This window comes from Pseudomonas sp. Kh14, assembly GCF_900291005.1.
Lineage (GTDB): Bacteria > Pseudomonadota > Gammaproteobacteria > Pseudomonadales > Pseudomonadaceae > Aquipseudomonas > Aquipseudomonas alloputida.
Window position 1 is genome coordinate 105,695 of sequence record NZ_OLKJ01000034.1, and the last position, 25,758, is coordinate 131,452.

Genomic DNA, 25,758 nt, shown 5'->3' on the forward strand with positions numbered 1-25,758 from the left:
GCGCATCAAGAGCCTGGCGCCATACCGGTGACCCGGCCATCCACCCAAGCTCCTGAGGCCTGCACGCCACCGTCAAGGAGCATTCCATGCAGTTACGGAATTTGAAGATCGGCATTCGCGCTGCAAGCGTGTTCGCCCTGTTGGGCATCCTGGTCCTGTTCATGGGCTTGATCGCACTTTACGAAACCCGGCAGATGGACAAAGCCACGGATGAAATCCGGGTGACCTGGATGCCGGCCGTAATAGCCCTCGGTGACATCAGCACCAACCTCGGGCGTGCCCGCGCCGTCACCTTGCGTGCCGCGCTGGACGACAACCCCAGTGACCGCGAGCGCAACCTGCAGATGCTCAACGGCATCAATACCGAGCTGAATAATGCGCTGAAGGATTATGCCGACACGATCATCGCTGCCGATGACCGCGCCCTGTTCAATGCCTTCACCGCTTCTTATCAGCACTATTTCGAATTACAGACCCGTGTGCTGCAAGACATTCAAGCTGGGCACATGGACGACGCCAAGCAGCAGATCAGCGGCCCGCTGACTCAGCGCGCCGACAGCATGATGCAGGCCATGGCAGCGTTGATCGCCTATAACGGCACAGGTGCCGAACAAGCCTCGCAGCGCAGCAGCGACGTAGCGGACGAAGCGTTCACCGCGCTGGTTGCCTCACTGGTGGTGATCATGCTGGCCCTTGCCGCCATCGCTACCGTGCTCACCCGCAGTATCGTCGTGCCGCTGGCCGATGCACTGGCTGTGGCCGAGCGCGTGGCGACAGGCGACCTGACCCGGGAGATACGGGTAACCGGCCGCGATGAGCCGGCTTTGCTGTTGCGTGCCCTGAGCCGCATGCAGGGCAGCCTGCGCGATACCATTCGCCAGATCGCCGCGTCTTCCGACCAACTGGCCTCAGCCTCGGAAGAACTGCACACTGTCACTGAAGACACCAGCCGCGGCCTGCATCAGCAAAGTGCAGAAATCGACCAGGCCGCCACGGCGGTGAACCAGATGACTGCGGCAGTCGAGGAAGTGGCGAACAACGCGGTCAGCACTGCTGATGCATCCAAGGGCGCTGACCAGACCACCCGCGATGGCCGCGACCAGGTCAACCAGGCGCTGGCATCCATCCAGCATCTGGTAGCGGATGTGACCGGCACATCGGCCGAGATCGAGCAGCTGGCCAGCAACGCCAACGAGATCAGCCGGGTGCTGGACGTGATTGGTGCAATTGCCGGGCAGACCAACCTGCTGGCACTGAACGCCGCCATCGAGGCGGCACGGGCCGGAGAGGCAGGACGTGGGTTTGCCGTGGTGGCTGACGAGGTACGCGCCCTCGCCCACCGTACCCAGCAATCGACGGCAGAGATCGAGCAGATGATTGCCGGGATTCAGAACGGCACCGAGCGGGCAGTGACAGCAATGCACAGCAGCCAGGGTCGCGCCACGGGTACGCTGGAAGTGGCGCAAAGCGCAGGGCAGGCATTGGAAGTGATTGCCGAGGCCATTGCCTCGATCAACCAGCGCAACCTGGTGATTGCCAGTGCCTCGGAGGAGCAGGCGCAGGTCGCACGCGAGGTGGACCGGAACCTGGTGAATATTCGTGACCTGGCGATGCAAACGTCGGCGGGGGCGAATCAGACCAGTGCGGCGGCGCAGGAACTGTCGCGGTTGGCGGTGGACCTGAACGGGATGGTGGCGCAGTTCAAGGTTTGATCCAAAACAGCCGGGGCCGCGTTGCGGCCCCGGCTACAGCAACAGCGATCTATCAGTCGTTGACGCTTACCACCCGCCCCGCCTTCTCGACAGCCTTGCCGCGCGTCGCCAGGCAATAGTAAAGCGGCACGGTCACCAGCAAGCCGAACAGCCACGACAGGTCAGCCCCTTCGACAATGTTCGAGTACGGCCCCACATACAGCGAAGTATTGGCAAACGGCAGCTGCACCAGGATGCCGCAGGCATAGGCAATGATCGCGTGGTGGTTGAAGCGGCCATAGATACCGCCGTTGGCACTGAAGATCGACGCAATGTCGTACTGGCCCTTCTTGATCAGGTAGAAGTCGATCAGGTTGATCGAAGCCCACGGTACCAGCACCAGCAGCAGCGCCAGGATCAGGCCGATGAACTGGCCGATGAAGTCCGCCGAGGCATTCAGTGCCACCATCCCGCAGCCCACCAGAATGACCGAGGCCAGGATCACCCGTACCCTGATGCTCGGCGTCCACTCGGCCATGAAAGTCTGGATCGCGGTCACGATCGACAGCACGGCGCCGTAAAGGTTGAGGGCGTTGTGGCTGATGATGTTGAGCAGGAACAGCACCATCAGGATCGGGCCCAGCCAGCCGGTGGCCTGCTTCACCGCATCCATTGCGTCGGTGCCTTCCGGCACGCACAGCACCGCCACCGTACCAAAGCTGAAGCACAGGATGGTGCCCAGGGTGGCGCCAAAGTAAGTGGCCCAGAACGGCTTGGCGATGCCCACTTCACGGGGCAGGTAACGCGAGTAGTCAGAGGTGTACGGCGAGAAGCTGATCTGCCAGATCACACCCAGCGACACGGTGGCAATGAAGCCCGACAGGTTGAACGCGCCACGGCTGAAGAAGTCAGCCGGCAGATCCTGGACGAACATCATGATGAAACCGGCCAGCAATGCCGAGCCCATCACCCAGGTACCGATGCGGTTGAGGATATGGATAAAGCGGTAGCCGATCACGCCAATGGCAGTCGCACTCAGGGCACCGATCACGATCGCGCCGGGCATCGGCACGCTCGGCGCGATGCCGTGAATGGTCTTGCCCGCCAGGACGATATTGGAAATGAAGAAGCCGACATAGATCAGCGCGGTGAAGAACACGATCAACAAGGCACCGTAGCGGCCAAACTGGCCACGGCTCTGCACCATTTGCGGAATGCCCAGCTGCGGCCCCTGTGCAGAGGCCAGGGCGATGACCACGCCCCCGACCAGATGGCCCAGGACGATGGCTATCAACCCCCACAACAGGTTCAGGTGGAACACCTGGACCACCATGGCACCGGTAACGATAGGCAGTGGCGCAATGTTGGTACTGAACCAGAGGGTGAACAGGTCGCGCGCCTTCCCATGGCGCTCGGCAGGTGGAACGTAATCGACCGTGTGATTCTCGACAAACTGGTGCTGCGACGACGGTTGGGACATGGTTTTCAGCTCGAAAGGTCGTTTTTATCTTTGTAAGGAAACCGCATCAAGGCGGCCTCTCAGCTGAGGACCATATTATGGTATTCCAAACTTTTGACAACACTGAACCGCATGAAAAAACGGCCACTGATCCGCTTGCGAAACCCCTGCGACAAACCGCCTCACCGCTCAAGGCCACGGTTTTCGTGGCTTGTGGCCGTTCATCGCGAAAACCCAGGGTTGAAAATTCCGCTTGCAAAATAGGTATTACGGTATACCATCAGACACATCAACGATAAAAACCGCGGACCACCGCAGCCCTTCAGAGGTACTCCCGATGATCGACGCAACTGTCTACAAGAACGTTCTGGGCTCCTTCCCGTCCGGCGTTACCGTCATCACCACCCAGGACGACGACGGTTCGGTCGTCGGCCTGACCGCCAGCGCCTTCTCCTCCCTGTCGATGGACCCGCCGCTGGTGCTGTTCTGCCCCAACTACACCTCCGACTCCTACCCGGTACTGATCAAGCAGAAGCGCTTTGCCATTCACCTGCTGTCCGGTGAACAGCAGGCCGAAGCCTACGCGTTCGCCAAGAAGGGCAAGGACAAGGCCAGCGGCATCGAGTGGACCCTGAGCGAACTGGGCAACCCGATCCTGGCCGGTGCCACCGCCGTCATCGAATGTGAACTGTGGCGTGAATATGAAGGTGGCGACCACGCCATCATGGTCGGCAAGGTACACAACCTGATCGCCCCTGCCGAAGCGCCACGGCCGATGGTGTACTGCCGCGGCAAGATGGCCAGCCTGCCGGCCTTTGCCTGAAGCCTGCAGTTGGACGCAGCCCGCTCCCACACTGAAGCCCGATTGACTGACGGGCAATAACAAGCGTTGAGGAAAAACCCATGAAATTTTCGTTGTTCGTACACATGGAACGTTGGGATGAACAGGTCAGCCACCGCCAGCTGTTCGAAGACCTGACCGAACTGACCCTGATGGCCGAAGACGGCGGTTTCAGCACCGTTTGGATCGGTGAACACCACGCCATGGAATACACCATTTCGCCAAGCCCGATGCCGCTGCTGGCCTACCTGGCCGCGCGCACCGAGAAGATCCGCCTGGGCGCTGGCACCATCATCGCGCCGTTCTGGAACCCGATCCGCGTCGCTGGCGAATGCGCCCTGCTCGACGTGATCAGCAACGGCCGCATGGAAGTGGGCCTGGCACGCGGCGCCTACCAGTTCGAGTTCGACCGCATGGCAGGTGGCATGCCGGCCACCGACGGCGGCAAGGCGCTGCGCGAGATGGTGCCAGTGGTGCGCAAGCTGTGGGAAGGCGACTACGCCCACGACGGTGAAGTCTACAAGTTCCCGACCTCCACCAGCGTACCGAAGCCCTTCAACGCCACGCCGCCAATGTGGATCGCCGCCCGCGACCCCGACTCGCACAACTTCGCCGTTGCCAATGGTTGCAATGTCATGGTCACCCCGCTGATGAAGGGTGACGAAGAAGTGCTGGACCTCAAGAACAAGTTCCAGGCCGCCCTGGACAACAACCCAGGCGTGCCGCGCCCGCAACTGATGGTGCTGCGCCACACCCACGTGCACAGCCCGGCTGATCCGGAAGGCTGGAAGGTCGGCGCCCAGGCGATCTTGCGCTTCTACCGCACCTTCGATGCCTGGTTCGGCAACAAGACCACCCCGGTGAATGGCTTCCTGGAGCCGAGCCCGGAGTCGAAATTCGCCGAAGTGCCGGCGTTCCAGCTGGAGAACATCCGCAAGAACACCATGATCGGCACGCCGGAAGAGATCATCGCACGCATCAAGTACTACCAGGAACTGGGCGTCGACGAGTTCAGCTTCTGGTGCGACAACAGCTTGCCCCACGCCGAGAAGAAGAAGTCGCTCGAGCTGTTCATCAAGGAAGTGGTGCCGGCGTTCGCCTGAATTCCCATTGCCTGAATCATTGCGGGACGCGCCCGCTCCCGTGGGCCCCTTCGGCCTGCGTGAGCGGGCTTTTTTTTGAAACCTGTGCAGTCCCTGTGGGAGCGGGCAAGCCCGTGAAGAAGCCAGTACAGACAACAGAGAAATCAAGGCATCAGGCCACCTTTCGTCCCCCGACAAGAGAAATTTCCTGACACCTCTTGCACAACAAATATTATGGTATACCATCAGACAACAAGAGCTGATAACCCTCACCAGGAGCCATCCATGAGTTTCGAAATCCGCAAGATCGTCACCTACTCCGAAGAGACCCGCATCGAAGGCGGCAAGGCCACCGACAAGCCGGTGACCATGGTCGGCCTGGCCGTCGTGATCAAGAACCCGTGGGCCGGTCGCGGTTTCGTTGAAGACCTGAAGCCGGAAATTCGCGCCAACTGCTCGGAGCTGGGTGCCCTGATGGTCGAGCGCCTGACTGCTGCCATTGGCGGTGCCGACAAGATCGAGGCCTACGGTAAGGCCGCCGTCGTCGGCGCCGATGGCGAAATCGAGCACGCCTCGGCCGTGATCCATACCCTGCGCTTCGGCAACCACTACCGCGAGGCAGTTCAGGCCAAGAGCTACCTGAGCTTCACCAACAAACGCGGCGGCCCAGGCACTTCTATCCAGATCCCAATGATGCAGAAGGACGACGAAGGCCTGCGTTCGCACTACATCACCCTGGAAATGCAGATCGAAGACGCTCCGCGTGCCGATGAAATCGTCGTGGTCCTGGGCGCAGCCGATGGCGGCCGCCTGCACCCGCGCATCGGCAACCGTTACATCGACCTGGAAGAACTGGCTGCCGAAAAAGCCAACGCTCAATAACAACAACCAAGACGGGCCGGGGCGTGGCGTGCTTACCCGCCGCGCCCGACCTTCAAGGAGCGCCCTCCATGATTCAGCCTGTCGCTGAACGCACACCTGCCGGCACCAGCTATCTGGATGTCGGCCAGGGCCAACCCGTGGTGCTGATCCACGGCGTGGGCCTGAACAAGGAAATGTGGGGCGGTCAGTTCGTTGGCCTGGCCAACGACTACCGCGTCATCGCCTACGACATGCTCGGCCACGGTCAAAGCCGCGTACCGGCCACCGACACGCCGCTGGAAGGCTATGCCGACCAGCTCGCCGAACTGCTTGACCACCTGCAAATTGCACAAGCCACCGTGATCGGCTTCTCCATGGGCGGCCTGGTTGCCCGTGCATTCGCCCTCAATTACCCGCAACGCCTGGCTGCACTGGTCGTGCTCAACAGCGTGTTCAACCGCACCCCCGAGCAAAGTGCCGGGGTGATCGCCCGCGCTGCCCAGGCGGCGGAGCTGGGCCCAGACGCCAACGTCGATGCTGCCCTGGACCGCTGGTTCAGCCGTGAATACAAGGCTGCCAACCCGGCGCAGGTCGCCGCCATTCGCCAGGTGCTGGCGAGCAACGACCCGCAGGGCTACCACACCACTTATTCGCTGTTCGCTACCCAGGACATGTACCGCGCCGACGACCTGGGCAGTATCCAGGTGCCGACGCTGATCGCCACCGGCGAACTCGACTCGGGCTCCACCCCGGCCATGACCCGCCAGCTCGCCGCCAGCATTCCTGGCGCACGCAGTGTGGTCCTCGCCGAGCAACGGCATATGATGCCGGTGGAAGCACCGCGTGAAGTCAACAAGATGCTGCTGGACTTCCTTACCCAAGCCCGCACCCTCACCGAATCCGCCAAGGGGATTGTTGCATGACCCTCGTTCGTTTCCAGATGTGCATCGACGGCCAATGGCGCGATGCCCAGAGCGGCAAGACCTTCGACAGCCTCAACCCGGCCACCGCACAGGCCTGGGCGCAACTGCCCGACGCCGATGAAGCCGATGTGGAGCTGGCCGTTCAGGCCGCCCAGCGTGCCTTCGACAGCAAGGCGTGGCGCAGCATTACCGCCACCGCCCGCGGCAAGCTGCTGCGTCGTCTGGGTGACCTGATTGCCGAGAACAAGGAGCACCTGGCCCAGCTGGAAAGCCGTGACAACGGCAAGCTGATCCGCGAAACCCGCGGCCAGGTCGGCTATCTGCCGGAGTTCTTCCACTACACTGCGGGCCTGGCCGACAAGCTCGAAGGCGGCACCCTGCCGCTGGACAAACCCGACCTGTTCGCCTACACCGTGCACGAGCCAATCGGCGTGGTTGCCGGGATCATCCCGTGGAACAGCCCGCTGTACCTCACCGCGATCAAGCTGGCCCCTGCCCTGGCTGCCGGCAACACCATCGTGCTCAAACCGTCCGAGCACGCCTCGGCGACCATCCTCGAGCTGGCCCGACTGGCCCTCGAGGCCGGCTTCCCGGCCGGCGTGGTCAATGTGGTCACCGGCTACGGCCCCAGCACCGGCGCGGCGCTGACCCGCCACCCGCTGGTGCGCAAGATCGCCTTCACCGGCGGTGCCGCCACAGCCCGCCACGTGGTGCGCAGCAGTGCCGAGAACTTCGCCAAGCTGTCGCTGGAACTGGGCGGCAAGTCGCCGAACATCATCTTCGCCGACGCCGACCTGGACAGCGCCATCAATGGCGCCGTGGCCGGCATCTATGCCGCGTCCGGTCAAAGCTGCGTGGCCGGTTCGCGCCTGCTGGTGCAGGATGAAATCTTCGACGTGTTTGTCGAGCGCCTGATTGCCCGCGCCAAGCGCATCCGCATCGGCAACCCACAGGACGACGCCAGCGAAATGGGCCCGATGGCCACCGCACAGCAGCTGGCAGTCGTCGAAGGCCTGGTGGCTGCGGCCAAGGCCGAAGGCGCCAAACTGCATATGGGCGGAAAGCGTGCCGACGTTGAAGGTGACGGTTGGTTCTACGAGCCGACCCTGTTCGAGTGCGACAGCAACGCGATGACCATCATGCAGGAAGAAGTGTTCGGCCCGGTCGCCGCAGTGATTCGCTTCAAAACCGAAGAAGAAGCCCTGGCCATAGCCAACGACTCACAGTTCGGCCTGGCTGCCGGCATCTGGACGCGCGATCTGGGCCGTGCCCACCGCCTGGCCCGCGACGTGCGTTCGGGGATCATCTGGGTCAACACCTACCGCGCTGTGTCGGCCATGGCACCGATAGGTGGTTTCAAGAACAGCGGCTACGGCCGTGAGAGCGGCATCGATTCGGTGCTGGCCTATACCGAGCTGAAGACCGTGTGGATCAACTTGTCCACCGCGCCGATGCCCGACCCGTTCGTGATGCGCTAGGAGGAACACGAGATGATCGAACCCGGCATCTACAAAGACGTGATGGGCTCCTTCCCGTCAGGCGTCACGGTAGTGACCACCCTGGACGCCGACGGCGGCATCGTCGGCATTACCGCCAGTGCGTTCAGCGCGCTGTCGATCGACCCGGCGCTGGTGCTGTTCTGCCCCAACTATGCCTCCGACACCTACCCGATCCTGCGCGACAGCAAGCAGTTCGCCATCCACCTGCTGTCCGCCGACCAGACCGCCGAGGCCTATGCCTTCGCAGGCAAGGGCAAGGACAAGGCCAAGGGCGTCGAGTGGCACCTGAGCGAGCTGGGCAACCCCCTGCTGGCCAAGGCCACGGCGATCATCGAGTGCGAATTGTGGCGCGAGTACGACGGCGGTGACCACGCGATCATTGTCGGCGCGGTGAAGAACCTGGTGTTGCCTGAGCAGCCGATGACCCCGATGGTGTACCACAAGGGCAAGCTCGGCGCCCTGCCGCCGCTTGGCTGATACATCTTGAACTCGGTGTTGGCCTCTTCGCGGACTTGCCCGCTCTTACAGGTATCGCACAGATCCTGGAAGCTGTGGGAGCGGGCAAGCCCGCGAAGAAGCCAACCCCGATGCCACTGTTTTCAGGGGTCGCGCTAATCGTCTCACCCTCGATTGCGGCCCCTGTTTTATGCCGGAGTACTGCACATGAGCAATGAAAAGTACGAAAAGGGTCTGAAAATCCGCACCCAGGTGCTGGGCGAGGACTACGTCAACCGCTCAATCCAGAACGCAGATGAGTTCACCAAACCGTTGCAAGAGCTGGTCACCGAGTATTGCTGGGGTCACGTCTGGGGCCGCGAAGGCTTGTCGCTGAAAGAGCGCAGCATGATAAACTTGGCCATGATTTCCGCGCTCAACAGGCCCCACGAGCTCAAGTTGCACATTCGCGGTGCCCTGCGCAATGGCCTGAGCCGTGAACAAATTCGCGAAATCCTGCTCCAGGTCGGCATTTATTGCGGCGTACCCGCGGCGGTGGACAGTTTCCGCCTGGCCCGTGAAGCGTTTGCCGAAGCCGATGCGGAGCCAACCCGTTAACAACGGGCTGTTCGAACCACTGCATGGAAAGCCTCGGTTCGGGGCATTCCGCGATGTTGGCGCAACAGCCTCATAAAGAGCGCACCTGATGAAACGCCAGCCACTCGACGACAGCTTCAAGGTCAACCGCAACCCCGTTACTCTGCGCGAAATCGTGCTCGACAAGCTGCGCACCGCAATCATGAACTTTCATCTGCTGCCCGGCGACCGCCTGGTCGAGCGCGACCTGTGCGACCGCCTCGGCGTCAGCCGCACTTCGGTACGTGAAGCGCTGCGTCACCTGGAGTCCGAAGGCCTGGTCGAGTTCGCCGACGCCAAAGGCCCGCGCGTGGCCATCATCACCCTGGAAGACGCACGTGACATCTATGAGCTGCGCTGTGTGCTCGAAGGCCTGATCGTGCAACTGTTCACCCTCAACGCCAAGGCCAAGGACATCCGTGCGCTGGAACGCGCGCTGGAAGTGAACCGCGAAGCACTGGAAGAAGGTGAGCTGCAACAGGTGCTGGATTCGGTACAAGGTTTCTACGATGTGCTGCTGGAAGGCTCTGGCAACCAGGTGGCGGCCCAGCAGCTGCGCCAGTTGCAGGCACGCATCAGCTACCTGCGCGCCACCTCGGTATCGCAGGAAAACCGCCGCGGCGCCAGCAACCGCGAAATGGAAAAGATCGTCGAGGCCATCAAGGGCGGTGACCCGCTGGTAGCCCACCAGGCCTCGGTCGACCACGTCCGCGCCGCCGCCAAGGTGGCCTTGGACTACCTGCGCCAGAAGCAGGATGACAACGCCAAGGTGCGCGACATTGTCGAACCCTTGGCCCTGAAGGAACCCCGCATAGGTCGCTGATCATGCCCAATGCCCCGCGCTACTGCCCGCACTGCACCAAGGAACTGGCCCGGGGCGTTCCCACAGGCGATACCCACGAACGCCTGCATTGCGCCGGCTGCGGCTACATCCACTACATCAACCCCAAGATCATCGCCGGCTGCATCATCGAGCGCGATGGAAAGTACCTGCTGTGCCAGCGCGCCATCCCGCCGCGCCCCGGCACCTGGACCTTGCCTGCGGGGTTCATGGAGGCTGGCGAAACCACCGAACAGGCGGCGCTGCGCGAGGTATGGGAAGAAAGCGGCGTACGTGCAGACATCGTCTCGCCGTATTCGATCTTCAGCGTGCCAAAGATCAGCGAGGTCTACATCATCTTCCGAGCGATCGTCACCGAAGAAACCGGGCAGTACGGGCCTGAGACGCTGGCGTACAAGTTCTTCGAGCCGGACGAAATCCCGTGGGATGAAATCTACTACCCGGCCATCCGGCAAATTCTCGAGCGCTACATCCTTGAGCGGCAGGCCGGAGTGTATGGCATTTACATGGGCAATGATGACACCGGCAAGGTGCACTTCATGCGCTAGCCGGTCCGGCCTCTTCGCGGGTGAACCTGCACTCACCCGGATCGCGCAGTTACGGAGGCTAGTGCAGTGGCACAGCCCCTCACAAAACCCTCGCCAACGGTCTATTCTCGGTGCACCCTAAGGGCCTTGAGAAAGAGGACCGGCAAAGCACATGGCTAGATGGCTAGACGGCGGCGGGCTAATGGCCGAACGCATCCGCAACCACGAATGGGCCAGCACTCCCCTGGGCCCGCTGGAACATTGGCCCGACGCCCTGAAAACGACGATGTCTCTGTGCCTGGCCTCGCGCTTTCCGCAGGCCGTGCTGTGGGGCCCGGACTTGATCACCCTGTACAACGATGCCTTCACTCCGATTCTCGGTCGCAAGCCCCTGGCCTTGGGCATACCCTTCCGCGACGTGTGGCACGAAGCCTGGGATGAAATCAGCAGCATGGCGGACCGTGCGTTGGCAGGTGAAGCGGTGTACATCGAAGACTTCCCGCTGATGATCGACCGCAACGGCGGCCTGGAGCGGGCCTATTTCACCTTCTGCTACAGCCCGATTCGCGGCCATGATGGCGAGATACTGGGCATGCTCGACACGGTCACCGAAACCACCGCCAGCGTGCTCACCAACCAGCGCCTGAACTTTCTCGATACCCTCGGGCGAGCCGTGACCGAGGCAACCGACCCGGACCAGATCATGGCCATCACCACCCGCATGCTGGTCGAGCACCTCGGCCTGTCCAGCTGCGCCTATGCGGTGATGGACCCCGACGAGGACGGTTTCACCATTTGCGGCGATGCGGTGACACCCGGCTCACCACGCCTGTTGGGCCACTATCACCTGCATGACTTCGGCCGCCTGGCGGTCAGTCGCCTGCGCAGCGGCCTGACCCTGGTGATCAACGACAACCTGCGCGAACTGGCCACTGACGAGGCGGCGACTTTTCAGGCCATCGGCATTACGGCCACCATCTGCATGCCACTGATCAAGGGTGGCAGGCTGACCGCGCTGATGGCGATTCACGACCGCGTACCCCGGGCATGGACCGACTACGAGCAAACACTGATCAGCGAAGTGACCGAGCGATGCTGGGCACACATACAACGGGCCCAGGCCCATGCCGAAGTGCGCGAAGCGATGGCGGCCCTTGAAGCGCTCAACACCAACTTGGAACATCGCGTCGAAGAACGCACCACTCAGTTGCTGCACACCGAGGCCGTGCTGCGCCAAGCCCAGAAGCTGGAAGCCATTGGCCAGCTGACCGGCGGCGTAGCCCACGACTTCAATAACCTGCTGACCATCATCCGCTCGTCGCTGCACTTCCTGCAGCGCCCCAACCTGGCCGAGGAGCGCCGCGAACGCTACCTCAAGACCATGTCCGACACGGTCGACCGTGGTGCCAAACTGACCGGTCAGCTACTGGCCTTCGCCCGCCGCCAGGCCCTCAGCCCACAGGTGTTCGAGGCCGGGCCTCGGCTGGAGGCCATGGCCGACATGCTCGACACCGTCACTGGCGCGCGCATTCGGGTCGAACTGCAGTTACCGCAAGCGCCCTGCCACATCCGCGCCGACCTCAGCCAGTTGGAAACCGCGGTGATCAACCTGATGCTCAACGGCCGCGATGCCATGGCTGGCGAAGGTGCCTTGCAGCTGCGCCTGCAGGCCGACCAGTGCCTGCCGGCCTTGCGCGGTCAGCCTTCACAGCCAGGCCCGTTCGCGGCGATATCGGTGAGCGACAACGGAGTCGGTATCGCCACCGAGTTGCTGGAGCGCATCTTCGACCCGTTCTTCACCACCAAGGCCCCAGGTGAAGGTACCGGGCTCGGGTTGTCGCAGGTGTTCGGTTTCGCCAAGCAATCCGGGGGCGATGTACAGGTGAACAGCATCCCCGGCCAGGGCACCACCTTTACCCTGTATCTGCCGCAGGAGGCCCCAGCTGCGGCCTCGCCCGAAGACGCCTCGGCCGGCAGCCAGCCACAGGTACAGGGCGAGCGGCGACGAATACTGGTGGTAGAAGACAACCCCGACCTGGGCAGCTTCACGGCTCAGCTCCTCGAGGACCACGGCTACCAAATCAGCTATGCGCGGTCGGCAGAAGAAGCGCTGGCGCAGTTGACTGGCCCGTCAGGTGATTTTGATGCGGTGTTTTCCGATGTGGTCATGCCCGGCATGGGTGGCTTGGCACTGGCCCGCGAACTTCGCCGCCAGCGCCCGCAGTTGCCGGTGATCCTTACTTCGGGCTATAGCGAGGCGATTGCCGAAGGCGGGCACCAAGGGTTCACCTTCCTGGCCAAACCCTACTCGGCAGAACAGGTGTGCCAGATACTCGGCAAAGTATTCGGCCACTGATACCTTGCATCGCAATGGGCGATCAACGGCGCCCTTCTGACAGCATGCGCACCGCCAGCCCCGCCAGCACCGTTCCCATCAACCAACGCTGAACCTGTTGCCACAGCGGCCTGCCAGCCAGGAACACGGCGATGGAGCCGGCCATGATCGCAATCAGCGCGTTGACCGTAACGCTGATGGCGATCTGCGTTGAACCCAGCACCAGCGACTGCAACAGCACGCTGCCGTGGCCCGGTTCGATGAATTGCGGCATGAGCGACAGGTACATGACGGCAATCTTGGGGTTGAGCAGGCTGGTGGCAAACCCCATGGTGAATAACCGCCGCGGGCTGTCGGCGGGCAGTTCACGGAGCTGGAACGGCGAACGGCCACCCGGCCGCAGCGCCTGCCAGGCCAGGTACAACAGGTACAGCGCGCCACCGATGCGCAGCGCGTCGTAGGCAAAGGGTACTGCCATCACCAGCGCCGTGATGCCCATTGCCGCGCAGAGCATGTAGATCACGAAGCCCAGAGCCACACCGCCAAGCGAAATCAACCCGGCTTTGCGGCCCTGGCATATCGAGCGGGAAATCAGGTAGATCATGTTCGGCCCTGGGGTCAGGACCATGCCGAGGCAGATCAGGGCGAACGTGAGCAGTTGCGAGGTTTCGGGCATGGCGCACTTCCTGGTTGTGCATTAGGGTGCAGCGAGTGTATCTGAAGTCATTCTGAACCGGTAAATTCAGGTCAATTGCCCGGCTATCAGGCCCAGGGCCACGGTAATCATCGCCATCCCAGACACCCGCCCGACCAGCTTTGCCGCACCCGGCCGAGTGCTCAGCACCGCTTTGGCGCCATAGCCGACCAGCGTGTAGATCACCAGCGAACTGCACAGGTGGACCAGCCCCAACAACAAGATCTGCAATGGCACAGGCCAGCTCGACTGCGGGTCGGTGAACTGCGGTAGCAGGGCCAGGAACAGCAGGAATACCTTGGGGTTCAGGCCGCTGACGCAAAAACCCTTCAACGCCCAGCGCGAGCCCGACTCCCCCGCGCCGCCCTGCCCGGCCGCCGGCAAGGATGGGCTGAGCAACAGGTTGCCACCCAGCCACAGCAAATAGGTGCACCCCGCCAGGGTCAGCAAGGTCAGCGCCAACGGGTGACCAGCCAGCAGGCTGCCAACCCCGGCCGCCACCACCAGCGTGGCCAGGAAATGCCCCGACAACATACCCGCCACGGCTGGCATCACCCAGCGACCGCGCATGCCTGCAGAGATGGCATAGGCCCAGTCTGCACCCGGGGTAATCACGAACAGCATCGACACAGCCCAGAACGCCGTCAGCACACTGATAGCCACTTGAATCTTCCTTATCTACTGCATTGGGATGTCGAAAGATTACGGATTTCGTTCGGGGATATTCTTTCGTATATTTCCCCTTAGCATTCATGAATTGGAAGATTCTTCCCAATGGATAGAACTGATCGAAAAATCCTTGCCGAGCTGCAAAAAGACGGGCGCCTGTCGGTAACCGAACTGGCCGACCGCGTAGGGCTCAGCCTGTCCCCCTGCCATCGGCGTTTGAAGACACTGGAAGAGTCCGGAGCCATTCTGGGCTATCACGCACGGCTGGCGCCAAGCGCCCTTGGGCTGAACTTTGCCGCGTTGGTGTTCGTGACGCTACGCGAGGTGACCCGCCAGCCGGTGGCGGACTTTGAAACGGCACTGGCGCAGATCCCGCAGATTGTCGAAGCGCAGCGGCTGTTTGGCGACCCGGATTACCTGCTGCATGTGGTAGCCAAGGACCTGCCGGCGTTTCAGAAGCTGTATGACGAGCATCTGACCAGTATTCCCAATGTGAAACGCTTGAGCTCGACCTTGGTGATGAAGGAAGTGATTCAGGATCGGTTGCTCCCCATGTAGCTGTTTCCTCTTGTGCCGGCCCCTTCGCGGGTAAACCCGCTCCTGCTGTAGGAGCGGGTTTACCCGCGAAGAGGTCGGCCCAGGCAACCTTTCATCTGCCCTGAAAACGCGCACATCGCACCAACCCAGCCCACCGTGATCCGGTTGCCAACCCGCCGCCCCTCTACTCCAAGGCCTTCAGCCAGCTGGCACTCTCCTTGCTACCGTCACCTGCTTAAGCTTTTGTCAGCCTTAGTTTTTTTAACGCTTATGGGTACATATTTACTAATTTCTCGTTATCCCCGCGCCCCTCATCATCGCTCCAACAAGAACGCGTCGCCCACCGCCGGCACGCCCCCGGGCAGTTCCCAATGCCCTACCTTGCCTTGGAGTCAGTCATGACCAGTGCAGCCAATTCGGCACCCCTGATAGAAAAACACACGATCGGCTACGTGCCCCCGCAAGACCGCCATGGAAAGGTAAGGGATCTGTTCACACTCTGGTTCGGCGGCAACATCGCGCCATTGCCTATCGTCACCGGCGCGCTGGGTGTGCAGCTGTTCCACCTGAACCTGGTATGGGGCATCGTCGCCATCCTCGTCGGTCACCTGGTCGGCGGGGTGCTGATGGCCCTGCATTCAGCCCAGGGCCCGCAAATGGGCATTCCGCAGATGATCCAGAGCCGCGCCCAGTTCGGCACCCTCGGCGCGCTGCTGGTGGTGGTGATCGCCGGCGTCATGTACATCGGTTTCTTCGCTTCCAACATCGTCCTTGCCGGCAAGTCACTGCATGGCGTGGTCGACGCCGTTCCGGTACCGGTGGGCATCGTCATCGGTGCGCTGGGCTCAGGCATCATCGGCATCATCGGCTACCGCTTCATCCACGTGCTCAATCGCATTGGCACCTGGGTACTGGGCATCGGTATCGTGGTCGGCTTCGGCTACATCTTCACCCATGTACAAAGCGACGATTTCCTCACCCGTGGCAGCTTCAACCTGGCCGGCTGGCTGGCCACCGTTTCGCTGGCGGCGTTGTGGCAAATCGCCTTTGCGCCCTATGTGTCGGACTACTCGCGCTACCTGCCGGCAGATGTCAAAGTCAGCTCGACCTTCTGGACCACCTACCTGGGTTCGGCCCTGGGCTCGAGCCTGTCATTCATCTTCGGCGCCGTGGCCGTGCTGGCGATTCCGGCCGGCATGGACACCATGGACGCGGTCAAGCTGGCCACCGGCACGCTGGGCCCGATCATGCTGGTGCTGTTCCTGCTCAGTGTGATCAGCCATAACGCTCTCAACCTGTATGGCGCGGTGCTGTCGATCATCACCCTGGTGCAAACGTTCGCCTACCGCTGGATCCCCACCGCCAAAAGCCGGGCAGTGCTGTCGCTGATCGTGCTGTCGGCCTGCTGCGTGGTAGCGGTGTTCGCTTCGGCAGACTTCATCGGCCACTTCGTTGACATGGTGCTGGTACTGCTGGTGGTGCTGGTACCGTGGACGGCGATCAACCTGATCGACTTCTACGCCATTCACAAAGGTGATTACGACATCCAGTCGATCTTCCAGGTCGATGGTGGGATCTACGGGCGCTACAACCCGCAGGCACTGATCGCCTACGCTGTGGGTATCGTGGTGCAGATACCGTTCATGAACACCCCGCTGTACGTCGGGCCGATTTCCGAGCACATCAACGGGGCTGACCTGTCGTGGCTGGTAGGGTTGGCGATCACCTCGCCGCTGTACTGGTGGCTGGCGAGCCGAGACAGTGCCTACCGTCGTCGGCAGACCAGCGCCAAGCTGGCAGCAGTGGCTTAATCGGTACTGGCCTTTCGTAGCAAAAGATGAAACGGCTGGGTGCAGGCGTCCGAACGCCTGGTGCAATTCAGGCGGAAAACAGCGAACCCTTCGATTGGGAATAAATGGCGAAAAATGGGCCGGCTTCAGAAGGCCGGCCCGTTTCGCTATTTAGAAGTTGAAGGTGTAGCGCATGATCAGGCGATTTTCATTAGCGCTGTCAGCGTAAGTCGAGCGGTTCGTGGAGTTACGCCACTGGAACGAAACACCCTTCGCCGGACCACTCTGAATAACATAAGAGATATCAGTGACCCGCTCCCATTCTTTGCCATCCTCCCCGTTGAGGCGGAGTGAAGCAGCTTGGCGGCTCGTCAGCAGATCAGGATTGACATCATCACCTTTCATGTACCGAGTGGTGAACAGCAAGCCCGGTACACCCAACGCGGCGAAATCAAAGTCGTACCTTGCGAACCACACTCGCTCCTCAGGGGCAGTGAATGTACTGACCAGCGATTCGCCGAACAGATAGGTATCCGTGCCGTTCACGAACGCAAACGAGGTGTCGCCCCAGGCCTTCTGGTAACCGCCACCGATGGTGTGTCCCTTGATGCTGTAGGCGAAGTAGCTACTCAGCGTTCTGTTGTCCACCTCACCCAGTTTTTTGGAGCCCGTCTCGCTGGCATCGAACACGCGAACATCCGCGATCACATTGCCTTCCCACAATGGCTTGATGACTTTAATGCCGGCGAAGTAGGATTTATAAAGATCTTCAAGTTCGGCGGCGTGCAAACTGAAGGTCATGTCCTTCGCAGGCTTGAAGTCAAATGCCAGGTAGTTGTAGTGATCCGCCTCAACCGGGGCATAGCCAGTGGCTGTGAGTGATTCGAAATCGGTGGAATTACGCTGCTTCACTGCGTTGACTCTTGTAGCTGTTACCGTCAATTTATCGATATCGTTGACGGTCAGCGAACCACCGCGAAAGATCTGAGGCAGCAAGCGGCTGTTATTACTCCAGAGTAGAGGCATCAGAGGGTTTACCCCCCCTATCCTCAACTCCGTCTTACCCATCCTCGCTTTGGCGGTGGCCACGAACTTACCGTATTCATCCTCAACCTGCCTGTCGGAATCGTAGGCCAGCAGCCCTGATCCCGTTCTGTCCGGGCTGGAATCAAGCTTCACCCCCAGCAAGCCCATCGCATCAATACCGAAGCCCACTGGCCCTTCTGTAAAACCGGATTGCAGGTTCAAAATAAAACCTTGCGCCCACTCATCGCGCTTGGACTGAGTGGCGCCATCATTGCGAAAATCCCGATTATAGTAAAAGTTACGGAGTTCGAGACTGCCTTTGAAGTCTTCCACGAACGCGGCAGAAGCATAAGGCGCGACTAGCAGTGTTGCTGAACAAGCCAACGTTTTTTTAAAAGCAATAGACATCACAGGCACCTTGTTCTTGTTGTGTGCTTGAGCATGGTCCGCCGCTAAGCGCCCCATGCAATGCCAGTCCTACAAATGGGTTAAGGCCCGCTTTAGCGGAATGATCGAAACAGTATCACCCTGCCCGACGCCAAACTTGCACAGAGCGCACGCCAGGTTTTTTATTCTGAGTGAAAGGTAGTGAATGCACGCACGGGTTCACGGCCAGTAACCAACGTGTTCTCAATGCTGCCATCATCGGCATAACCCAAGCTCATCCCACAGACGAGCATTTGGCTCTTCGGTATTTCCAGCATTTCAGTGATGATGCTGTGATATTTAAGGAATGCTGCCTGTGGGCAGGTGTGCAAGCCTCTTCCCCGTGCGGCAATCATGAGGCTTTGCAGGAACATGCCATAATCCAGCAGGCTCCCTTCCTGAAGCACGCGGTCAATCGTGAAGAACAGGCCAACAGGCGCCCCGAAGAAGCGATAATTCCGGCCGTGTTGCTCATGCATCCTTTGTTTATCGCTTCGACTGATGCCCAACAAGCTATAGAGCCCCCACCCCACCTCCCTGCGCCGCTCGATGTAGGGAGACGTCCACTCCCTGGGGTAATACGCGTAGGGATCAGAAAAGCGTTGGTCATCAGCCGGATGGTCATCAACCTCAGCAAGTGCTGCGGACAACCGTGCCTTCATATCACCGGTAACAACATGCACATTCCAGGGCTGCAGGTTGACGCCTGTTGCGCTAAAGCGAGCAACGTTCAGCATCGCTTCGATTTCCTCTAGCGGAACTGGGGTTGGGAGGAACGACCTGATGCTCCGACGTGAGACAATTGCCCAGTCGATCAAACGGGCTGTTTCGTCCGAACCTACCGGTGATTCGCGCAAGCGATCAATAAGCATACTTGGCACCTGTCTCTCAGAATTACGGTCAGGTCAGCTCGTGGGCAACCGTGGCCTTCTTCCTCACTACAGCCGAGTCCGAGCGGGATTGGTTGATCATGGTCACTGCAACAGCCCCTACCAGGCCGGCGAGCGCGATTGCCATGAAGTTCTGCTCCAGCGGCAACGCCATCGACACCAAGGCACCAATCAAAACAGGTGCGACAATCGCCCCGACGCGACCGACCCCCGATGCAAAACCGACGCCAGTCGAGCGGATGGTGGAGGGATAGAAATCGCCGGCGTATGCATAGGCCAGAAGCTGTGTGCCAAGGGTCGAGGCCCCCACGATGAACACGACGACAAAGAGCAGTTCGGTGGAGCGGGTATACCCCAGCAACGTGAGTGCGACCGCGCCCACTACATAGAACACCACCAAGACGTGCTTGATGCTGAATTTATCGCTAAGCCATCCACCCAGAATTGCACCGAAGATCGAACCGAGGTTGAACACGATGACGAAATTCAGGGCTGAACCGAGGCTGAAGCCCGCCATGGCCATCAACTTGGTGAGCCACGAATTGAGCGCATACACCATGAACAGCCCGGTCATGAATGCCATCCAGATCATGACCGTGCTGTATCCACGGCCTTCCAGGAAAAGGCTTCGTACCGGCTTGTCTTGAGCAGAGATAATCTGCGGATTGCCAACGAATTGCGTGTCATCCTTGATCACAAGGTCAGGACGAAGGCGACGCGCGATGACTTTCAACTCGTCTTGTCGCCCCTGCTTCAACATAAAGCCGATAGAGTCGGGCATTGTCTTGAGAATGAAAGGAATCAATACCACTGGCAGGACTGCCACGTAAAACACGTATTGCCAACCGTAGCTTTCGATCAGTTGTTTACCCGTCAGCGCTACCAGAATTCCGCCCACCGAATAGCCTGCGAAAACGATGGTCACCAGCCGGGTGCGAACTTTCAAGGGCGAGAACTCACCCATCTGCGCCGTACAGATGGGCAACACACCGCCAATTCCCAAGCCGGCGATAAAGCGCATGATACTGAAGGTCAGCGGGCTGTCAGTGAACCCTGCCGCAGCGGTGAAAATGCTGAACAGCGCGACACACATCGCGATCATTTTCGGCCGGCCAATTCGATCTGCCAATGTGCCTAAAAAAATCGCGCCCAGCATTGTCCCGAACAATGCTGAGCCAGCCATTACCCCGGCGCTGGTTGCGTCAATTTGCATATCGGCCATGATGGCTGGCAGGGCAGCCCCCACCACTGCCAAGTCGTAACCATCGATAATCAGAATCAACACGCACCAGAACAGAATAAGTCCATGAAAGCGGTTAAACTTCGACTCTTCGGTCAACGTGTACATATTCAAAGAACTCATACCGTGTCTCCTTCAATCTTATTGTTGTGTTTTTGAAGTCCACATACGTATAGCGATCTGGCACAACTCGACCACACGCACAGGTACGCATGGTTCCGCGTGTGAGTCGGGAGAGTTGAGAGGCACCAGCTAGACGGCGCCCGAGAAAAATCGTAGGCCTTATGGCAAGCGCCAACCATGCCCAATGGCATCATTCTGCTTGACCGGAACGGGCAGTTTTGGAAAAAACCAGATAGCTTCGAACAGAAGCGATCAGCCCAAGCGCAGCGGACTAGTCCCCTCGAGGGCTACGCAACGAGCGTCTGTAAGCACCAGGGGTGATACCCGTCCATTTCTTGAATGCCCTGTGGAACGCACTGGTCTCAATGAAGCCAACCTCTGACGCAACGCCATCCACCGTCATACCTGCCCGGCACAGCAGACTGATGGAAATATCCCGCCTTAGATTATCTTTGAGCCGTTGGTAGGTGAAACCCTCAGCATAGAGCCTTCGCTGTAAGGTGGAACTGGACATGCTCAAGTCGCGGGCGAGCTCATCGAGTTCAGGCCACGTGTGTGGAGAGAGCAGTTTTAATCGCCGCCGGATCATAATGCTCGTACTGTCGTCGTTACGGTATTTCACAAGGAAGTTACTTGGCGTGCCTTTTAGAAAGGCAGGAAGAGAAGCGGGCGTTTGGCAAACCTTGTACGCCAGAAAGCTCTTCTCGAACACAGCGGAGGTTCTATCGGCCCTCCACTCGATTTCCTCACAAAAGCGCATTCGATAGTCGCTGTCGTCCACCGGCTGAGGAGGACGCATCGATAACTTCACAATAGGAATGCGCCTGTCGCACAGCCAGCAAAGCAGGCCGTGCACGAGCACCAGCCAGGCACCGTAACAAAACACCCTTCGCAACTCACCATGATCATGAATGATAATTGCAGCATGCTCTCCCTCGCATTCCACCGACCCGTAGATGTCATCAAGGGCAGTCCTGAGAAACGCCAGAATCCGCTTGAGCGCCTGCCCAATGGTGTCGCAGCCGAGGGCCAATTGCGCCATCAGCTTGAAGCTACCTCTGCGAAGGGGATGACTGTCTGCCGCAAAAAACTCATCGTCGAGCAAATCCGCTAACGCAATCCACAATCTGGAGAACGTACCAGCAGGTACCCTGGCATAGCGCTGGTCCAGCAGAAGTGGATCAATATGCGCGTGGCTGAGCACAGTAGCGACATCCAGGCCACGCAGTTCTGCTCCTTGAAGTGCGTCCCGCACGAGGCTGATCGACGTGGTGCCTTTGTAGGCAGAAAACTCCATCTGGGGCTCCGTTGCTAACTCGATACCGAAGGCTGCCTTGCAAAGCATACACGCCGATCCATATAGCCAATACCCTATGTTCAGAAGCCACCAAGGGTTGAATTGGCGTCCAACTTCCTGGGGGCAGTCCAGATACAGCACCGTCTTCAAAAATCTGTGCTGTACCTGTGGCGGGCACGTCCGCGAAGAGACCAGTACAGTCAACCCACCTCTTGCATGGCAACACACAATTCAAGAAACCGCGAGGCAGCCCGCGAAGGCGTAGCCGCATGCGGCAACAGAATGGAAAAACGCCGCACCAGCGCCTGCGGCGCTACCTGCAGCCGGTGCAGCGCCCCATCCTCATGACGAATGGACATCGCCGACACAAAGCCAACCCCCATCCCGGCCCGGACCGCCTCTTTTACCCCTTCAACGCCCGCGATCTCCAGCGCCACACGCATCGCCACGCCATCACGGGCAAACGCCCGCTCGACGATCTGCCGCACACCCGAGCCGCTTTCACGCAGTACCAAGGGGTAGGCGCCGAGCGCCGCCAGCGTCTGCTGGTCACTGCCTGCCAGCGGATGCCCGCGGGGCACAATCGCCACGATCTCGTCCTCGCGCCACGGCGTCACTTGCGTACCCAACGGCAACTCCTGCCCGGGCGGCCCCTCGATCAGGGCGATATCAACACTGTCCAGGGCGGCGACGATCTCTGCCGTGTTGCCATGCGAGGTGGTGACCAGCACATCCGGATAACGCCCGTGAAAATCGGCGATCAGGTAAGGCAGCAGGTAACTGGCAGGCGTGGTACTGGCGCCGATGCGCAAGGTGCCGCGCTCCAGCCCGCGCATGGCCTCGCGCAATGCTTGCGCCTGTCGGAAGGTTTCGCGCAGGCGCTCGGCATGCGCCAGCAACTGCTCACCGGCCGCTGTCAGCCGCACACCGCGGCCGGCACGTTGGTAAAGGGGTTCGCCAAACGCCTCTTGCAAGAGCTTGAGCTGGCCGGACACCGCCGGCTGCGACAGGTGCAGGGCTTGAGCGGCATGGCTGATGTTGCCGTGTTCGGCAACCGTGGCGAATGTTATCAGCTGTTCTGGGGTCATTTTTGAAAAATATCAGTTTTGCGGATATTTGCCATCCTAAATTACGATTTTTTATAAGCTTATAACCAGATTAACGTAGGCCTTGTCGAAACACCTTTTCCGGAGGACTCACATGGCCACGGTTCCGTCCAACCCTGCCTTTGCCCCTACCCTCTCCACCCGAGGGCGGCTCAATGGCATTCTGTTCGTCGCGCTGTTCGCGGTCGCAGTCACGCAACTGGCGGCCCTGCCCGCTATCGCCAACCTGGGCATCAGCCCGCTGATCGTGGGTATCGTCGCAGGTGCCTTGTATGGCAACGCGCTGCGTGACGGCGTACCGGCAAGCTGGGCAGCGGGCATCAACTTTTCCGCTCGCGGCCTGTTACGCATTGCCGTGGCATTTTTCGGCCTGCGGGTAAGCCTGCAGGAAATTGCCGAAGTCGGCTGGTCGGGGCTTATCGTCTCGGTGCTGGTAGTCACCAGTACCCTGCTGATCGGTCTGTGGTGTGGCATGAAAGTGTTCAAGCTCGACCGCGATACCGCCTTGCTGACCGCCGCCGGCAGCGCCATCTGCGGCGCCGCCGCCGTGCTGGCATTCGAATCGGCGCTGCGCAGCGCCCCCCATAAAAGCGCCATGGCAGTCGGAAGCGTAGTGCTGTTCGGTACCTTGTCGATGTTCCTTTACCCACTGGCGATCAATGCCGGCTGGCTGCATCTGGATACCATGGGCGCCGGGCTGTTGCTGGGCGGCACTGTCCACGAAGTGGCGCAGGTGGTTGGCGCGGCCAGCAATGTCAGCCCCGAAGCCACGCATGTCGCCACCATCGTCAAGATGACCCGGGTCATGCTGCTGGTGCCGGTACTGCTGGTGGTGGGCCTGTGGATCAGCCGTTCGCGCAAGGCTGGCCAGGCGCAGGGCAACGGGCGCATTGCCATGCCTTGGTTCGCTTTTGGCTTCCTGGCCCTGGTCCTGGTGAATTCACTGCAAGTGCTGCCTGGCAGCGTGACCCAGGCCGTGAACAGCCTGGACACCTTTGCCTTGACCATGGCCATGACGGCGTTGGGCATGGAGACCCGCTTCAGCCAGATTCGCCAGGCTGGGCCACGGGCGCTGGCCACCGGGGCGATCCTCAACCTGTGGCTGGTTGGCGGGGGGTTGGCGATTACCCTGGGGGTGCAGAAGCTGTTGGGCTGACTGGAGACCGAGTCGGCTGCTTCGCGGGTAAACCCGCTCCTACAGGTGGGTGCTGCCCTGAAGACGGCAAGGCCCCTGTAGGAGCGGGTTTACCCGCGAAGCAGGCCACCCGGTCTCAAGGTTTTTCCACGCCCCCCTCGTTGCCGTCCACATTTCTCGGTATGGTGGTGTCAAAGAAGGATGTTTTACCCGCACAGGAAAGACTTAGATGCCTCAACGCCATGTCATCAATGCATCCGTCAGCCCCAAAGGCAGCCTGGAGACGCTGTCACAACGTGAAGTGCAGCAACTGAGTGAAGTCGGTACCGGTAGCCTTTACACACTGTTCCGCCAGTGCGCCCTGGCAATCCTCAACACTGGCGCCCATGTCGACAATGCCAAGACTATCCTTGAGGCCTACAAAGACTTCGAGGTGCGTATCCACCAACAGGACCGCGGCGTGCGCCTGGAGCTGCTGAATGCCCCAGCCGACGCCTTCGTCGACGGTGAAATGATCGCCAGCACACGTGAAATGCTGTTCAGCGCCTTGCGCGACATCGTCTACACCGAAAGCGAGCTGGCCAGCCAGCGCATCGACCTGGAAAGCTCCCAGGGCATCACCGACTACGTTTTCCACTTGCTGCGCAACGCGCGTACCTTGCGCCCGGGCGTGGAGCCGAAGATGGTGGTGTGTTGGGGCGGCCACTCTATCAGCACCGAGGAATACCAGTACACCAAGAAGGTCGGCCACGAACTGGGCCTGCGCAAGCTGGATGTCTGCACCGGCTGCGGCCCGGGCGTGATGAAAGGCCCGATGAAGGGTGCCACCATCGCCCACGCCAAGCAACGCATGCATGGCAGCCGCTACCTGGGCCTGACCGAGCCCGGCATCATCGCCGCCGAAGCGCCCAACCCGATCGTCAACGAACTGGTGATCCTGCCAGACATCGAGAAGCGCCTGGAGGCCTTCGTGCGTGTCGGCCACGGCATCATCATCTTCCCGGGCGGTGCCGGCACGGCGGAGGAGTTCCTGTACCTGCTGGGCATCCTCATGCACCCGGACAACCACGACCTGCCGTTCCCGGTGGTGCTCACCGGCCCGCGCAGCGCCGAGCCTTATCTGCAACAGTTGCACGCTTTCGTCGGCGCCACGCTGGGTGAAGCGGCCCATCGCCTGTACGAAATCATCATTGATGACCCGGCGGAAGTCGCCCGGCACATGGTCGAAGGCCTCAAAGCGGTCAAGCAGTTCCGCCGCGAGCGCAACGATGCCTTCCACTTCAACTGGCTGCTGAAGATCGAGGAGAGCTTCCAGCGACCGTTCGACCCGACCCACCAGGCCATGGCCGACCTGGACTTGCGCCGCGAGCTCCCGCCCCATGAACTGGCGGCCAACCTGCGCCGGGCGTTTTCCGGGATTGTCGCAGGCAACGTCAAGGACAAAGGCATCCGCCTGATCGAGGAACACGGGCCGTATCAGATCCATGGTGACAGCGCCGTACTGGACCCGCTGGGCCGGCTGCTGCAGGCATTCGTCGACCAGCACCGGATGAAGCTGCCCGGCGGCGCCGAGTATGTACCGTGCTATCAGGTTGCAACCTGACCACGCTGTTTTGCCGATGACGGGCATGGATGCCCGTCAAACGCGGGGGCCGAGTGACGGGAGCGCCTGTACGGATCACCCACATGGGTTAC

At 60.6% G+C, this 25,758-nt stretch carries 23 protein-coding genes; 15 read left to right on the forward strand and 8 right to left on the reverse strand.

From position 1 onward, the window contains the following. The first annotated feature begins 86 nt into the window (after nucleotides 1-86). Nucleotides 87-1,712: a methyl-accepting chemotaxis protein gene (locus FQ668_RS17555; RefSeq protein WP_053867895.1), complete on the forward strand. Its 1,626-nt coding sequence runs from the start codon at nucleotides 87-89 to the stop codon at nucleotides 1,710-1,712. Between the two features lie 52 nt (nucleotides 1,713-1,764). On the opposite strand, the gene FQ668_RS17560 is transcribed toward FQ668_RS17555, so the two are convergent. Then, complete coding sequence (locus FQ668_RS17560; protein WP_053867894.1) at nucleotides 1,765-3,171, reverse strand: cytosine permease; 1,407 nt, start codon at nucleotides 3,169-3,171, stop codon at nucleotides 1,765-1,767. A 316-nt stretch (nucleotides 3,172-3,487) separates the two neighbouring features. Here FQ668_RS17560 and FQ668_RS17565 point away from each other — a divergent pair, with 316 nt between their 5' ends. The 10 genes from FQ668_RS17565 to FQ668_RS17610 all read left to right on the forward strand — a co-directional run bounded on the left by FQ668_RS17565 (nucleotide 3,488) and on the right by FQ668_RS17610 (nucleotide 13,151). After that, the gene (locus FQ668_RS17565) at nucleotides 3,488-3,973 is read left to right on the forward strand and encodes a flavin reductase family protein (protein WP_014590644.1); all 486 of its coding nucleotides are present in this window, start codon (nucleotides 3,488-3,490) and stop codon (nucleotides 3,971-3,973) included. Nucleotides 3,974-4,053: 80 nt separating this feature from the next. Further along, nucleotides 4,054-5,094 carry an LLM class flavin-dependent oxidoreductase gene (locus FQ668_RS17570; RefSeq protein ID WP_144180420.1) on the forward strand — a complete coding sequence of 347 codons (1,041 nt, stop codon included), beginning with the start codon at nucleotides 4,054-4,056 and terminating at the stop codon, nucleotides 5,092-5,094. 264 nt (nucleotides 5,095-5,358) lie between these two features. Next, nucleotides 5,359-5,955 carry an amino acid synthesis family protein gene (locus tag FQ668_RS17575; protein ID WP_003256068.1) on the forward strand — a complete coding sequence of 199 codons (597 nt, stop codon included), beginning with the start codon at nucleotides 5,359-5,361 and terminating at the stop codon, nucleotides 5,953-5,955. Nucleotides 5,956-6,023: 68 nt separating this feature from the next. Then, a complete protein-coding gene (locus FQ668_RS17580) occupies nucleotides 6,024-6,857 on the forward strand; it encodes an alpha/beta fold hydrolase (protein WP_014590642.1) in 834 nt (277 codons plus the stop codon). Next, nucleotides 6,854-8,335, forward strand: a complete 1,482-nt coding sequence (locus FQ668_RS17585; RefSeq protein WP_003256071.1) for an aldehyde dehydrogenase — start codon at nucleotides 6,854-6,856, stop codon at nucleotides 8,333-8,335. The genes FQ668_RS17580 and FQ668_RS17585 overlap by 4 nt, the downstream gene beginning before the upstream one ends. Before the next feature lie 12 nt (nucleotides 8,336-8,347). Beyond that, nucleotides 8,348-8,833: a flavin reductase family protein gene (locus FQ668_RS17590; protein WP_014590641.1), complete on the forward strand. Its 486-nt coding sequence runs from the start codon at nucleotides 8,348-8,350 to the stop codon at nucleotides 8,831-8,833. Between the two features lie 186 nt (nucleotides 8,834-9,019). Then, nucleotides 9,020-9,409, forward strand: a complete 390-nt coding sequence (locus FQ668_RS17595; protein ID WP_003256073.1) for a carboxymuconolactone decarboxylase family protein — start codon at nucleotides 9,020-9,022, stop codon at nucleotides 9,407-9,409. An 88-nt stretch (nucleotides 9,410-9,497) separates the two neighbouring features. Continuing rightward, nucleotides 9,498-10,250 carry a GntR family transcriptional regulator gene (locus FQ668_RS17600; RefSeq protein ID WP_010954490.1) on the forward strand — a complete coding sequence of 251 codons (753 nt, stop codon included), beginning with the start codon at nucleotides 9,498-9,500 and terminating at the stop codon, nucleotides 10,248-10,250. A gap of 2 nt (nucleotides 10,251-10,252) precedes the next feature. Next, nucleotides 10,253-10,816, forward strand: coding sequence for an NUDIX hydrolase (locus FQ668_RS17605; RefSeq protein ID WP_014590640.1), 564 nt, complete (start codon nucleotides 10,253-10,255; stop codon nucleotides 10,814-10,816). A gap of 151 nt (nucleotides 10,817-10,967) precedes the next feature. Continuing rightward, nucleotides 10,968-13,151, forward strand: a complete 2,184-nt coding sequence (locus FQ668_RS17610) for an ATP-binding protein (RefSeq protein WP_144180422.1) — start codon at nucleotides 10,968-10,970, stop codon at nucleotides 13,149-13,151. A 22-nt stretch (nucleotides 13,152-13,173) separates the two neighbouring features. On the opposite strand, the gene FQ668_RS17615 is transcribed toward FQ668_RS17610, so the two are convergent. Together FQ668_RS17615 and FQ668_RS17620 are read right to left on the reverse strand one after the other, a co-directional pair. Further along, nucleotides 13,174-13,806, reverse strand: a complete 633-nt coding sequence (locus tag FQ668_RS17615) for a LysE family translocator (RefSeq protein WP_014590638.1) — start codon at nucleotides 13,804-13,806, stop codon at nucleotides 13,174-13,176. 66 nt (nucleotides 13,807-13,872) lie between these two features. Beyond that, complete coding sequence (locus FQ668_RS17620; RefSeq protein WP_014590637.1) at nucleotides 13,873-14,487, reverse strand: LysE family translocator; 615 nt, start codon at nucleotides 14,485-14,487, stop codon at nucleotides 13,873-13,875. 111 nt (nucleotides 14,488-14,598) lie between these two features. Here FQ668_RS17620 and FQ668_RS17625 point away from each other — a divergent pair, with 111 nt between their 5' ends. Together FQ668_RS17625 and FQ668_RS17630 are read left to right on the forward strand one after the other, a co-directional pair. Then, entirely contained in the window at nucleotides 14,599-15,051 is a 453-nt protein-coding gene (locus FQ668_RS17625) for an Lrp/AsnC family transcriptional regulator (RefSeq protein WP_014590636.1), read from the forward strand. Between the two features lie 377 nt (nucleotides 15,052-15,428). Beyond that, nucleotides 15,429-16,841: a cytosine permease gene (locus FQ668_RS17630; RefSeq protein WP_014590635.1), complete on the forward strand. Its 1,413-nt coding sequence runs from the start codon at nucleotides 15,429-15,431 to the stop codon at nucleotides 16,839-16,841. Nucleotides 16,842-16,991: 150 nt separating this feature from the next. Here FQ668_RS17630 and FQ668_RS17635 read toward each other — a convergent pair whose 3' ends face one another. From FQ668_RS17635 to FQ668_RS17655, 5 genes are all read right to left on the reverse strand, one after another. Next, nucleotides 16,992-18,311 carry an OprD family porin gene (locus FQ668_RS17635; RefSeq protein WP_019436942.1) on the reverse strand — a complete coding sequence of 440 codons (1,320 nt, stop codon included), beginning with the start codon at nucleotides 18,309-18,311 and terminating at the stop codon, nucleotides 16,992-16,994. A 104-nt stretch (nucleotides 18,312-18,415) separates the two neighbouring features. Next, nucleotides 18,416-19,144 carry a nitroreductase gene (locus FQ668_RS17640; protein WP_019436941.1) on the reverse strand — a complete coding sequence of 243 codons (729 nt, stop codon included), beginning with the start codon at nucleotides 19,142-19,144 and terminating at the stop codon, nucleotides 18,416-18,418. 28 nt (nucleotides 19,145-19,172) lie between these two features. Further along, complete coding sequence (locus tag FQ668_RS17645) at nucleotides 19,173-20,525, reverse strand: aromatic acid/H+ symport family MFS transporter (protein ID WP_064493012.1); 1,353 nt, start codon at nucleotides 20,523-20,525, stop codon at nucleotides 19,173-19,175. 271 nt (nucleotides 20,526-20,796) lie between these two features. Next, complete coding sequence (locus tag FQ668_RS17650; RefSeq protein WP_026031838.1) at nucleotides 20,797-21,822, reverse strand: AraC family transcriptional regulator; 1,026 nt, start codon at nucleotides 21,820-21,822, stop codon at nucleotides 20,797-20,799. Between the two features lie 200 nt (nucleotides 21,823-22,022). Next, nucleotides 22,023-22,910, reverse strand: a complete 888-nt coding sequence (locus tag FQ668_RS17655; protein ID WP_019437196.1) for a LysR family transcriptional regulator — start codon at nucleotides 22,908-22,910, stop codon at nucleotides 22,023-22,025. Between the two features lie 112 nt (nucleotides 22,911-23,022). On the opposite strand from FQ668_RS17655, the gene FQ668_RS17660 reads away from it, so the two are divergent. Next, entirely contained in the window at nucleotides 23,023-24,084 is a 1,062-nt protein-coding gene (locus FQ668_RS17660) for a YeiH family protein (RefSeq protein ID WP_014590578.1), read from the forward strand. Nucleotides 24,085-24,292: 208 nt separating this feature from the next. After that, nucleotides 24,293-25,666: a nucleotide 5'-monophosphate nucleosidase PpnN gene (ppnN, locus tag FQ668_RS17670; RefSeq protein WP_014590577.1), complete on the forward strand. Its 1,374-nt coding sequence runs from the start codon at nucleotides 24,293-24,295 to the stop codon at nucleotides 25,664-25,666. Nucleotides 25,667-25,758 lie beyond the last annotated feature (92 nt).